General features: G+C 67.3%; 11 protein-coding genes. 7 read left to right on the forward strand and 4 right to left on the reverse strand.

The genetic code is table 11. The features are described from left to right. Positions 1 to 26 precede the first annotated feature (26 nt). The 3 genes from Amac_RS29165 to Amac_RS29175 all read left to right on the forward strand — a co-directional run bounded on the left by Amac_RS29165 (position 27) and on the right by Amac_RS29175 (position 2,445). Positions 27 to 1,457: a glycoside hydrolase family 10 protein gene (locus Amac_RS29165; RefSeq protein WP_155357597.1), complete on the forward strand. Its 1,431-nt coding sequence runs from the start codon at positions 27 to 29 to the stop codon at positions 1,455 to 1,457. 119 nt (positions 1,458 to 1,576) lie between these two features. Next, entirely contained in the window at positions 1,577 to 2,170 is a 594-nt protein-coding gene (locus Amac_RS29170; RefSeq protein WP_170322706.1) for a DUF7711 family protein, read from the forward strand. A gap of 44 nt (positions 2,171 to 2,214) precedes the next feature. Then, positions 2,215 to 2,445, forward strand: coding sequence for an excisionase family DNA-binding protein (locus Amac_RS29175; RefSeq protein WP_155357688.1), 231 nt, complete (start codon positions 2,215 to 2,217; stop codon positions 2,443 to 2,445). Between the two features lie 169 nt (positions 2,446 to 2,614). On the opposite strand, the gene Amac_RS29180 is transcribed toward Amac_RS29175, so the two are convergent. Continuing rightward, positions 2,615 to 4,918 (reverse strand): 2OG-Fe(II) oxygenase, encoded by a 2,304-nt coding sequence (locus Amac_RS29180; protein ID WP_155357599.1) that lies wholly within the window; start codon positions 4,916 to 4,918, stop codon positions 2,615 to 2,617. A 104-nt stretch (positions 4,919 to 5,022) separates the two neighbouring features. Here Amac_RS29180 and Amac_RS29185 point away from each other — a divergent pair, with 104 nt between their 5' ends. Then, positions 5,023 to 5,241 (forward strand): cold-shock protein, encoded by a 219-nt coding sequence (locus Amac_RS29185; protein ID WP_155357600.1) that lies wholly within the window; start codon positions 5,023 to 5,025, stop codon positions 5,239 to 5,241. A 228-nt stretch (positions 5,242 to 5,469) separates the two neighbouring features. Here Amac_RS29185 and Amac_RS29190 read toward each other — a convergent pair whose 3' ends face one another. Both Amac_RS29190 and Amac_RS29195 read right to left on the reverse strand, forming a co-directional pair. After that, positions 5,470 to 6,279 carry an SAM-dependent methyltransferase gene (locus tag Amac_RS29190; protein WP_155357689.1) on the reverse strand — a complete coding sequence of 270 codons (810 nt, stop codon included), beginning with the start codon at positions 6,277 to 6,279 and terminating at the stop codon, positions 5,470 to 5,472. Positions 6,280 to 6,448: 169 nt separating this feature from the next. Beyond that, on the reverse strand, positions 6,449 to 7,159 hold the full coding sequence (locus Amac_RS29195; protein ID WP_155357601.1) for an ArsR/SmtB family transcription factor: 711 nt from the start codon (positions 7,157 to 7,159) through the stop codon (positions 6,449 to 6,451). 64 nt (positions 7,160 to 7,223) lie between these two features. On the opposite strand from Amac_RS29195, the gene Amac_RS29200 reads away from it, so the two are divergent. The 3 genes from Amac_RS29200 to Amac_RS29215 all read left to right on the forward strand — a co-directional run bounded on the left by Amac_RS29200 (position 7,224) and on the right by Amac_RS29215 (position 11,571). After that, entirely contained in the window at positions 7,224 to 7,838 is a 615-nt protein-coding gene (locus Amac_RS29200) for a flavin reductase family protein (protein WP_155357602.1), read from the forward strand. Positions 7,839 to 8,129: 291 nt separating this feature from the next. Continuing rightward, on the forward strand, positions 8,130 to 11,111 hold the full coding sequence (locus tag Amac_RS55375) for a lamin tail domain-containing protein (protein WP_170322707.1): 2,982 nt from the start codon (positions 8,130 to 8,132) through the stop codon (positions 11,109 to 11,111). A gap of 277 nt (positions 11,112 to 11,388) precedes the next feature. After that, the gene (locus Amac_RS29215; protein ID WP_155357603.1) at positions 11,389 to 11,571 is read left to right on the forward strand and encodes a hypothetical protein; all 183 of its coding nucleotides are present in this window, start codon (positions 11,389 to 11,391) and stop codon (positions 11,569 to 11,571) included. A gap of 86 nt (positions 11,572 to 11,657) precedes the next feature. Here the strand turns inward: Amac_RS29215 and Amac_RS29220 are convergent, their stop codons facing one another. Continuing rightward, positions 11,658 to 12,245 (reverse strand): TetR/AcrR family transcriptional regulator, encoded by a 588-nt coding sequence (locus Amac_RS29220; protein ID WP_155357604.1) that lies wholly within the window; start codon positions 12,243 to 12,245, stop codon positions 11,658 to 11,660. Positions 12,246 to 12,254: the final 9 nt, after the last annotated feature.

Here is a 12,254-nt window from a genome sequence, read left to right on the forward strand (position 1 = left end):
CGTGATCCAGTTATGGAGGCTCAGGCATGGGCACGAACGCCTTATCACCCCCCGCGACCAGGCGACGCTTCAACGGTCTGCGCCAGGCCCTGATCGCCGGCGCCGTCGGGGTGCTCGGCATGGCGCTGCTAGCGCCGATCCCCGCCGACGCCGCGGCGAGCACGCTCGGCGCGGCGGCGCAGCAGAGCGGCCGGTACTTCGGCACCGCGATCAACGCCGGCAAGCTCGGCGAAGCGGCGTACACCACGATCGCCAACCGTGAGTTCGACATGGTGACGGCCGAGAACGAGATGAAGATCGACGCCACCGAGCCGAACCGGGGCCAGTTCAACTTCACCAACGGCGACCGCGTCTTCAACTGGGCCCGGCAGAACGGCAAACGGGTACGCGGCCACACCCTGGCCTGGCACTCCCAGCAGCCCGGATGGATGCAGTCCCTGTCCGGCAGCACCCTGCGCCAGGCGATGATCGACCACATCAACGGCGTGATGGCCCACTACCGCGGCAACATCTACGCCTGGGACGTCGTCAACGAGGCTTTCGCCGACGGCAACGGCGGCGGCCGCCGCGACTCCAACCTCCAGCGGACCGGCAACGACTGGATCGAGGTCGCCTTCCGTACGGCCAGGACCGCCGACCCGGCCGCCAAGCTCTGCTACAACGACTACAACATCGACAACTGGACCTGGGCCAAGACCCAGGCCGTCTATAACATGGTCCGCGACTTCAAGCAGCGCGGCGTGCCGATCGACTGCGTCGGCCTTCAGGCCCACTTCAACAGCGGCAGCCCGTACAACAGCAACTTCCGCACGACCATACAGAGCTTCGCCGCCCTCGGCGTCGACGTGGCCATCACCGAGCTGGACATCCAGGGCGCCTCTGCCACGACCTACGCCAACGTGACCAACGACTGCCTGGCCGTTCCGCGCTGCGTCGGCATCACCGTGTGGGGCGTCCGCGACAGCGACTCCTGGCGCTCGGGCGACACCCCTCTCCTGTTCGACGGCAGCGGCAACAAGAAGCCTGCCTACACCTCCGTCCTGAACGCCCTCAACGCCGTAACCCCCAACCCCAGCCCGACTCCCACCCCGACGCCCACTCCCACCCCGACACCGACGCCTACTCCGACACCTTCGCCCTCGCCTTCGCCGTCTCCGGTTCCGGGGGCCTGCTCGGCGACGATCACCACGGTCAACAGCTGGCCGGGCGGGTTCCAGTCGACGGTGACCGTACAAGCGGGCAACGCACCGGTCAGCGGATGGACCGTCCGGTGGACCTGGCCCAGCGGCCAGACCTTCATCAACCTGTGGAACGGCGTCCAGACCGTATCCGGCTCCGCCGTGACGGTCCGCAACGCCCCTTACAACGGCTCCATCGCCGCAAACTCCTCCACCACCTTCGGCTTCACCGCCAACGGCACCGCAGCCACCCCAACCGCCACCTGCACCAGCCCCTGACCCGTTAACCGGCGAACGGATCCGATCGGTACGACCGACCGGATCCGTTCGGCGTATCGAAAGGCGGCGGCCAGGCCGCACCAGACGGCTACGCTCTGCTCTGCGAGAGGTGGTGGGTGATGCGCTATCGCAGAGCGGTGGAGAGGCTTCGGACGCTCGCCGAGGCCTGCGAGCGGACCAAGCTACTGCAGCTGGAGGAACCTTTCCTACACGAGGCCTATGTGTTCGGCGACCTGCTCGCCGGTGCGGATCCGCTCGACCACGTGCAGGTCGCTTTCGTACTGAACCTCCCACCTGAAGAGGTCCCCTGGGAGTCGCATCCCCCTGGCACCGCGTGGCTGGTCGATCTCTTCCGGCTAGACAAGGGCGGGGTCGCCTATTGGTGGCGCTCCCACCTGGATCCCGTATGGAACCACCTCATCCGCGGCCCGGTCCGGTTCTGGTCGCTGGACGGCCCAGATGAGGTCGTGCTCGACGCGCTGTCCGAGCGTCGTTTCGACCACCTGCGACAGGTGATCCCAGACCCCGGCGAAGAACATGCTCAGACGGCTGAGGAACTTCGGGCAGCGCTGCGCCACCTGCGCGCCGTCCATGAAAGGTATTGGGATCACGAGTGGCGCCATGAGCATCGGGGGTCCGGTCGCTATCCAGAGCACTATCTGTGGGAGGCCGTTCAAGGCTATCTGGACCTCCTCGACGCGCATGATGGGTGAATGATCAGATTCGCCAGTTCGCCGAGGGGCGGGGTGTGACAGCGATGCCCAACCATGCCGAGCTGACCACACGGCAGGCGGCGGACCTGCTGAACGTGTCCAGGCCCTACCTCATCGGGCTGCTCGAGGCGGGAAAGATTCCGCATCGGCTCGTCGGGCGGCGCCGGCGTGTCCGGTTCGAGGATCTCATGGCCTACAAGCGCCAGAGCGATGCCGGCAGGCGCAAGGCCGCTGACGACCTCATTTCCCTCAGCGAGGAACTGGACCTGTACTGATGGCGTTCGCCGTGGTGTACGACGCGCATGTGCTGTACGGCAATGAGGTCCGCGACCCTGCTCATCCGGATCGCCCTATCCGGTGCGGTCCGGGCACATTGGACCAACGAGATTCTCGGTTCGAACCAATTGGATGCGACGCCCGCGACGGAGCGGCGCATGAGCCGGATCAGACGGGAATCTTCCAGGTCTTCGTGAGCCAGGCTAGGTCTGCCTCGTTACGGGTACGGGCGAGACGCTCTCGTTCGAAGAGCGCCTCGGTCTTGGTCAGCACGAGGGTGTACGGCCGGCCCTGCCGCCTGGTCTCGTGGCGGACCGGCAACTCGGCCATATCTATCAGAGCGTGGACATGCGCTCGGCCCGCCTTCGCGAGCGGCCACGCGAAGGTACGCCGCTTCGGGTCCCGGAGGAACGCGCCAAGCGTCGCGCACAGATCACACGCGCAGCCGGTGGGCGGCTCGATCGACCAGTCATCGGGCGCGCGCTGCGGCTGGGCGAGCGACGACCGGATCCGTTCGGCGCAGCCGACGGCCAGTTCGTCGAAACCGCGGCCGGTGTGTGCTGGCAGGGTCCCGGCAGCCCGCAGCGCGGCCGTCACAAGCAGGATCACCTGGTCGCCGTCCGCATGTCCGAGCTTGACGGCGTCGTCCAGCACTGCGTCCGACCCGGCCTGAGCCGCGGCCGTGAGGATGCCGGCGAACGGTCGGCCAAGGTCGGCCAGCCACTCGTCTTGGCCGTTGGAGGATGGCCCTGTGAGTGAGGGTCGGACTCCGCCCGCGAACCACTCCCACGACAGGTCCAGGACACGGCGGGCGGTCGTGACCCCCTCGCTCCCGGTGGCCAGCAAGGCCGTGCACAGTTGCGGGAGACCCGAGAGCCATTCCAGCAGCTCCGGGGAATATCCGAGGGTTCCAGGCCGCCAAGCTTCGGACCAGTCGCGCAGGAGAGCGGCCATCCAGGTTTGGCCGTAGTGCGCGGCCAGGTCCACGAGCGCTGACGCGTGGTCAGGAACCAGTCGCTCAAGCTGGAACGGGTGTAGGAGCATCGCGGCCGTCTCCGCGTCATCCAGTCCCTTGACGGTCCCGAGTGCTCTTCCGAGGAGTTCGTCCTGCGGACCGGAACGGACCGCAGCGTCCCAGAACGGCACCAAGGCCTGTGCCGCGTCGCGGGCGTTCGTGACGTCTCCCGCGCGGATCATCTTGCCGAGTTCGTCCAGCGCCCAGGCTGGGGATGCCTGGGCTCTGTTGGCGAAGCCCTGATTCCGGGGCCAGACGACGACCGCCGCCCGCCGGTACCAGCGGTCCAGTGTGTTGCCATAGTTGCCCATATAGCCCTCGTACTCCGAGGCGTAGGGCGTAAGACCAGCCGATGGAGTCGTCGCAGCCACCTCCGCGTCGCGGAGAGTCAGCGAGATCTCCTCGGGTTGGCCTCCCCCCGGACCGACCCAGTGCGCGAGCGTGATGTCCGAATCGATCAAGTCCTGAAGAACGTACTGCCCGTCGTCGGCTTCGTCGGAGTCCTCCTCCAAGTAGTCGTCATAGTCGTAGTCCTCCTCATCGGAATCGATGGCATCCCAGGTTTCCTGGATTTCCGCCAGGGCCAGTACCACGTCACAGCCCGCCTTGTCCGCTGCCGCCCTCAACAGGGCGGCACGGTCGGCGTCGGCGCCCTTCAGCCGGGACCAGCTCAGCCCCCGGGCGGTGTACTCATGATCGAGCAGGTACGCCAACCGCGTTGGCGGATCGGCCTGGCCGCCGCCGTACGCGAGGGTGACCGGAGTCGCGAAGTGCTCGTCGAGACAGGCTGCGAGCTCACCAGCCAGCGTGTCCTCGGCTGAGGCGCTGCTGTCTCCCGTCAAGAGCAGGTTGTACGTGAGGGTGATCCGGTTCCCCGTCTTTACCGGGAGGACCTGGTGACGGCAGTCGGCATAGAAGGCGACCAGCGAGACCGCGACCTTCGACCCCCGGTACTCCGCGGTCTGGCCGCGGTGTTCGATGAGGAGCTCACCGCCGGTGTGCGCGGACGGCAGCGTCACCACCAAGGTGCCGACCATGGAGTCGTCCTTCTCGGAGTCTTGGTGTGTGACGAAGAATTGGCCGGTCTCATACACGAGCATGGAATGGAAGTCCGGCGTGAGCTCGCAGTGCGGTGGCAGTCCCAGCTCGTCGCGCATCACCTCGAGGACGGCCTTGAACGCGTCTGTCCACTCCATGCGCACCAGGTCCTTGGGGATCTCCCAGGTATCGCGGACCTCCGGGTCGGTCAGGGTCTGCTCGCCACGCCCGAACCGCGCACGGTGGCCGAGCCCGCGCAACCGGATGGCCTGCTCCTCGGAGACAGGGAACTGAAGCGGACCGAGTCCGTCGACCGCCACCGACAGATCGGCCATGAAGAGTTTTCGGTAGACACTCGACGCGGGAGACTTCGCCTCACCGAGCAGCTCAGCAAGTCGTTCGCGGGCCGTCCCAGGCATGAAACACCCTCTTCACGTGAAACCCAAATCATCCGCTGACCTCATGAAACTCGATATGGGCCCAGCGTCCGACACACCCGTCCCTCGCGATGCAGACTGAGATCATGGCACGCGGAACCGTGAAGTTCTGGAAGAGCGACAAGGGCTGGGGCGCGATCTCCTCCCCAGAACTACCCGAGGGGCACGACGCCTGGGCGCACTTCAGCGACATAATCGCGACAGGGTTCCGAGAACTCCACCCGGGCGACGAGGTCGAATGCACCCTCGTCCAGCGTAAACAGGACAGCTTCGACTTCTGCGCCACCGCCATCCGCAAGCTATGACATCCCCTGGTACGGCCGAATCGGGCACGGCGTCGTCCAGCGCTGGGAACTCCCCGTTGGTGCCGGCGACGAACACGCCATCGAGGTCCACCTCCATGCGATCGTCGAAGGGAGTGGTCATGCCCGTGTCCGGGTTGAAGTGGATCGTCACCGTCTCGGCATCGTCGAGAAGGGCTTCGCGCTGCGGCGTGGTTCGGCGGTCCGCACGATGCGCCGAACCCGTGGACCTTATGGCTTGCGTACGACCCCGCACCACTGGTCGACCTCGACCGGCAGGCTGCCGTCCCACTCCAGGTCGGGGCGCCACCGCGAGCACGAGACCCACCCCGGCTCCACCACTTCAAGGCCGTCGAAGAACTCGGCGATCCGCTTAGGGGTCCGCAGCTTCAGCTTTGGCTGGGCGTCGATGTTCCACACGCGCACCGCCTCGGCGGTAGCCTCGCCGTTGACCGCCGTGGTGGTGTTGGCCACCGCCACGTAGCTCCCGGATGGCACCGCGGCCACCAGCCGGTCGATGATCCGCTGCAGCTCATTGTCGTCGCCTATGAAATGCATGACGCCCAGCAGCATGATCGCCACCGGCTGGGAGAAGTCCAGCGTCTTGGCCGCGTCCCGCAGGATGGTGTCCGGGTTGCGTAAGTCGGCGTCGATGTAGTCGGTGGCGCCCTCCGCGGAGCTGGTCAGCAGGGCTCGCGCGTGCACCAGCACCAGCGGATCGTTGTCGACGTAGACGATCCGCGACTCGGGGGCCACCTGCTGTGCGACCTCGTGGGTGTTGTCTTGGGTGGGCAGCCCTGTGCCGATGTCGAGGAACTGCCGGATTCCCACCTCGGCGGCCAGGTACCGTACAGCCCGTCCCAGGAACAGCCGGTCGGCCCGCGCCAGCTCGATCACCACGGGGAAGATCTCCCGAACCCGGTCCCCGACCTCCCGGTCCACGGGAAAATGATCTTTACCGCCCAGCCAGTAGTTCCAGATCCGCGCCGTGTGCGGCACGTGCGACTTGAGTTTGTCCTCAATGGCGGGTTCGTCGGCCATCATCAGCCCTTCCAGGGATAGCGGGGAAGCCACCATATTGCTGGGCTCTAGCCTAATTCTAGGCGGGGGTAGCGTCGGCCACGGCGTGGATTCCTGGATCTAGGAGTCGTTCGCCGTAGCCAGGTCGCCTCCCGGTGACGTTCGTCGGTGCGCCGAGGCGTACTGAGCCCTAAAGGCTGCTCCAGCGGAGGTTGAGTTGGTTCAGCAGGGCGGCCTCGCCTGGTGCGGTGAGGCGGATCGCGCGGTTGGAGCCGATTCGTTCGGTCCAGCCGATTTCGAAGAATCGGCTGCAGACGGCCGCGCCGGCGGCTCCGGCCAGGTGCGGGCGGCGTTCGGTCCAGTCCAGGCAGCTGCGAACCATCGGACGGCGTGTCCGACGCAGTGCCTCGGTGTCCGCGCCCAAGTCGCGCAGCCAGCCCAGGCCGCTGGCGGTGAGCGTCCAGCCGTCGTGGCGAGTGAGCATGTCCTGGTCGGTCATCGCGTCGGTGACGGCGACGCCCAGCCAGCCGGCGATGTGGTCGTAGCACGTCCTGGCGCGCGCCAGGGCCGCCTGTGTCGTCACGGTGCGTAGTGTGCGCGGGTGCTCGCGGCTGGGTGGAGTGTGTGCGGCCAGGGTCTCGATCAGCTCGGCGATCTCGGTACCGGCCAGCCGCAGGTAGCGATGCCTGCCCTGGCGTTCCTCGGCGAGCACGTCGGCGGCGACGAGCAGGTTCAGATGCTCGGTGGCCGTCGAGCGGGCAATGCCGGCGTATTTTGCCAGTTCGCCCGCGGTCCAGGCGCGTCCGTCGAGCAGGGCCACACACATCGACGCCCGCGAGCGATCGGCGAAGATCGCCGCCAGTTCCGCTATTCCCGAAGCCGCGTCCACCTGAACAGTCATACGTCCTTAGTATCCGCCCATCGTTTCGGGCGGCACCGAACACTCCGGCCCGCACGATGGGCCCATGACCTTGACAGACCGGGGCACGCACCGCGTGATCACGCCCAGCATCCTATATTTCGGCACGCCCGTCGTGGTCCTGTCGTCCGAGAACGCGGACGGCACCGCGAATCTCGCGCCGATTTCCTCCGCATGGGCACTGGGCAACGTCTTCCTCCTCGGCCTCGGCGCGAACGGCCACACCGTCCACAACCTCCGGGCCAGACCCGAACTTGTGATCAACTTCCCCTCGCCTGACCAGTGGCAGCAGGTCGAGCGCCTCGCCCTGCTCACCGGCGCCGATCCGGTCCCGGCCGGCAAACCGGCCGAGTGCCGCTTCGCCCCGGACAAGTTCGGCGCGGCCGGATGGCACCCGACCCCATCCGAACTGGTACGCCCGCCCCGCATCGCCGAGTGCCCGGCACAGATCGAGGCCACGGTCACCAGCCTGCGGCCCGACGCATCTGAACAATTCATCATCGTCGAAGCCACGGCGGTCCGGGTGCACGCGGACACCGGCATCGTCATCGACGGCACCTCCCATATCAACCCGACCGTGTGGAGCCCGCTGATTTACAACTTCCGCCACTACTTCGGCCTCGGCCCACGCCTGGGCAAGGCGGCCCGGGCGGAGCACTGATAGGCCCCCCGTCAGGCACCCGAGCAATAGCGGCTTAACGATGAATTCCTAAGCGAAGAATCTCATGTGAGAATGCGGGTGGCCTGAATTGGCCCGTTCCAGGCCCTCGCGCGAAGATCACTCACTGTTCGCTCAACATTTGCCTGCCGGCCGCCGAGATACACAAGGCTGCTAGCACGTTACTGCTAGTGGTCTGCTGCGGCGACCTGTGAAGAGGGCCCAAAATTGCGTAAGTATTGGCGTGGGACAGCCACCTTAGTAATCGCGTTCCTGACCGCTATTCCACTCCTCGTGTCACCCGCCTCGGCGGCGGAACCGGTTCCGTCCATAAAGGTCAACGAGGTCGAGTCCAACGGCGGCACCCCGGGTGACTGGGTCGAACTGGTCAACACCGGTACGACTCCCGTCGACCTCTCCGGCTGGCTCGTCAAGGACAACGACGACACCCACATCTTCACGATCGCCTCCGGTACCACGATCGCCCCCGGCGCGTTCCTGGCCCTCGACGTGGACACGGCCTACGGTCTGGGCGGCGCGGACTCGGCTCGGGTGTTCCTGCCGGACGGCCTGACCCTCGTGGATTCCTACACCTGGCCCACGCACGCCCCGATCACCTATGGCCGTTGCCCCGACGGGACCGGCGCGTTCGCCGCCACCGTGGCATCGACCAAGGGCGCGGCGAACGATTGCGGCACGCCTTCGGCTTTCGTGAAGCTCAACGAGGTCGAGTCCAGCGGCGGCACGCCGGGCGACTGGGTGGAACTGGTCAACGTCGGTCCGATTCCGGTGGACCTGTCGGGCTGGCTCGTCAAGGACAACGACGACACGCACATCTTCACGATTTCGTCGGGTACCACGATTGCCCCCGGGACCTTCCTGGCCCTGGACGTCGAGACGGCCTACGGGCTCGGCGCCGCGGACTCCGCTCGGCTGTTCCTGGCGGATGGTGTCACTCTCGTCGATTCGTACAGCTGGACCTCGCATGCCGCGACGACCTACGGGCGCTGCCCGAATGGTGTCGGCGCGTTCGCGGACACCGCTCTGGCGACCAAGGGCGCGGCGAACAACTGCGGCACGCCGGCGGCCGTCGTGAAGGTCAACGAGGTCGAGTCCAGCGGTGGCACGCCGGGTGACTGGGTCGAGCTGGTCAACACGGGCGCGGCAGCCGTTGACGTGTCGGGCTGGCTCGTCAAGGACAACGATGACACGCACATCTTCACGATCGCTCCGGGCACCACGATCGCGCCCGGTGCGTTCCTGGCGGTGGACGTGGAGACGGCCTACGGGCTCGGCGCCGCGGACTCCGCCCGGCTGTTCCTGTCGGACGGCCTGACCCTCATGGATTCGTACACCTGGACCACCCACGCCACGACCACCTACGGCCGCTGCCCCGACGGGACCGGCGAGTTCGCCGAAACGACGACGCCGAGCATGGGCGCGGCGAACACGTGCGCCGGGCAGGTTCCCGCCTCGCCGTGGCCGGGTGGCGCGGCTGTCGCCACCGCCGACGCCGCCGGCTTCCTCGGCGGCAACATGAGCGGCCTGGCCTACGAGGCGTCCGGCGACGGCACCCCCGGCGTGCTCTGGGCGGTCAAGAACGGCCCCGGCATGCTCTACCGCCTGGAGTGGGACGGCGCCACCTGGGCGCCAGCCACGACCGACGGCTGGAACACCGGCAAGACGCTGCGCTACCCGACCGGCACCGGCGATCCCGACGCCGAGGGTGTGACCCTGACCGGAGCCGGTCTCGCGGGCGGCGTGTTCGTCTCGACCGAGCGCGACAACGGCAACAGCGGCGTCAGCCGCCCCACCGTGCTCCGCTTCGACCCGTCCGGTACGGCCGGCACCCTCACCGCCACGAAGGAGTGGAACCTCACCGCGGACCTGCCGACGGTGGGCGCGAACGCCGGGCTGGAGGCGATCTCCTGGATCCCCGACTCGTTCCTGACCTCGCGCGGCTTCCTCGACGAGCACACCGGCGCGGCCTACGACCCGGCTGGCTACCCGGGCCACGGCGACGGTCTGTTCTTCGTCGGCCTGGAGGGCAACGGCAGCGTCTACGCGTACGCACTCGACCAGGTCGGCGGCGGATTCACCCGGATCGCCACGATCGTGAGCGGGTTCCCCGGCGTGATGGACCTGGAGTTCGAGCCCGAGTCGAAGCGTTTCTGGGTGGTGTGCGACGACACCTGCACCGGCCGCACCGCGATCCTGGACATCGACGCCACCGGCAAGTTCGCCGTCAGCACCCGCTACGAGCGTCCGGGTTCGATGCCCAACCTCAACAACGAGGGGTTCACGATCACGCCGCAGTCGGAGTGTGTGGACGGCCACAAGCCCGTCTTCTGGTCCGACGACAGCAACACCGGCGGCCACGCGCTGCGCAGCGGCACCCTCAACTGCACACTGGTTGACCTCGACGCGGACAACGACGGCATCAACGACGACGTGGACGTGACGTTCCCGCCCGGCGCCTCGCAGGCGAACGACCCGGGCAACCAGACGTTCTCCGACAAGCTCCTCGGCGGCACAACGTCGGGCAAGATCCTCAACCGCAACGGCCGTACGCTCACGATCTCCGACGCCCACAACCCCGCCGGGGTCCTGGTGGGCGCCGGCCCGGGTGCCCTCCCGGCACGATTCCAGCTGGCCGACAACTTCGGGACGATCGAGCTGGGACGCGGCTCCTACCGGCTCACCGCCGCCGGCAAGACCAGCACTATCACGACGGTCATCGGCGAGCCGGCGGTCGTCACTGTCACGGTGAACGGCACGCCGATCACCTTGACCGTCGGCGCGGGCGGCTCCCTCACCTACACCGAGGTGCCGGGCAACGGCACGGTCGCCGGGCTGACCGGCATCCAGCGGACGGGGACCGTCGGCATCCGGGCGAACGGCCTGCCCGCCAGCGCCTGCGCCGGGATCGAGATCCAGAACGTCATCGTCGCCACGAGCGCCAACAACCCCCTCGTCGGCACCGGTGGCAACGACCTGATCATCGGGCGGCACGACAACGACCGCGTCACCGGTAACGGCGGCAGCGACTGTGTCGCGACGCAGGGCGGCGACGACGAGATCACCACGACCGGCGGCGACGACTGGATCGACGCGGGCGGCGGCGACAACCTGGTGAACAGCGGCGCCGGCGACGACACCATCACGACCGGGAACGGCGATGACAGCATCGACTGTGGCACGGGCGTGGACGTGGCGCGGCCGGGTCGTGGCACCAACGCCAACGTAAGCGACCAATGTGAGACGTTCGGGACCTGAAGTACCAGGTCGTGACTGAAGCAGAGCCCGTGACCTGTTCCTCAGGTCACGGGCTCGTGCAATCTTTCAACCACTTGCGCAAAGTTCTCTAGAGAACTTTGCGCTTTCTCCTGAAACGCCTGCAAGGGGAATCGGTCCCACGCAACCACCCTTGGGGCGGGCATCTCGGACCTCTAAGAACCGCACTCTAACTCAAAGTCAAATTGCTTGTCAATTAAGCCACATTCCCGCCGCCGGGGAGCTCTTCAAACTTCTCGGCCTGCTCGATCTCCCCGAGATGACGACCCCCGACGCCGCGGCCCTCCTGGACGACGACACCGACGACGTCCAGACGTTCCTCGACGCCCTGGTCCAGGCCCAGCTACTGGAGGTCCGCGCCCCCGACCACTACCGGATGCGCACACTGATCCGCCTCTACGCCCGCGCCCAGGCCACCCACCCGACCGCCGCCTACTTCTAACCGTTCAGTGCGCGTCGGGCGAGGGTGACGGTTACCGCGCTGCTTCGAGTCGCTCAGCGCGAAACTACGCGTGCGACCTGGGGCCGTCATTCGCGGATGGCGGCGGTGAGCATCGCGTGGGCCGACCAGCACATCGTGTCGGCGGCCTCCTGGCGGGTCATTCCGGCGATGTCGGTCAGCCAGATCAGTGCCTCGATGCCGGTCGCCGAGCGGATCGCCACGGCCAGGCGGTGAATGTCCAGATTCGGGTGTGTGGTGCGCAGGGGCGTGAGCGCGTCCTCGATCCAGCCGATGGCACGGCCCTGGCGCAGGACCGGCTGCTCGGCGCCCGGATCGAGGGACAACCGCAGCGAGGTGCGCAATTGGGGCTCCCATTCCAGGGTCAGGCGGGCGAAGGCGCGCATGACCAGGTCGAGCCGGGCGGCCGGGTCGTCCGGCGCGTCCTCGGGGAGCAGGGAGTGCCGTTCGATCTCGGGATGGGCGGCCGTCAGCAGGCTGCGCTGGTTCGGGAAGTAGCGGTATGCGGTGGTACGGGAGATCCCCGCTTCGGCTGCCACGTCTTCGACGGTGGGGTCCGCTCCTTGAGCCAGGAGTCGACGGGTCGCGTCGACCAGGGCCTGACGGGTGCGGGCCTTCTGCTGGTGGCGACCGGTCTGCTCATATGGTACTGGCATGCCATCATG

It is taken from the genome of Acrocarpospora macrocephala, from assembly GCF_009687865.1.
GTDB classification, from domain to species: Bacteria; Actinomycetota; Actinomycetes; order Streptosporangiales; family Streptosporangiaceae; genus Acrocarpospora; species Acrocarpospora macrocephala.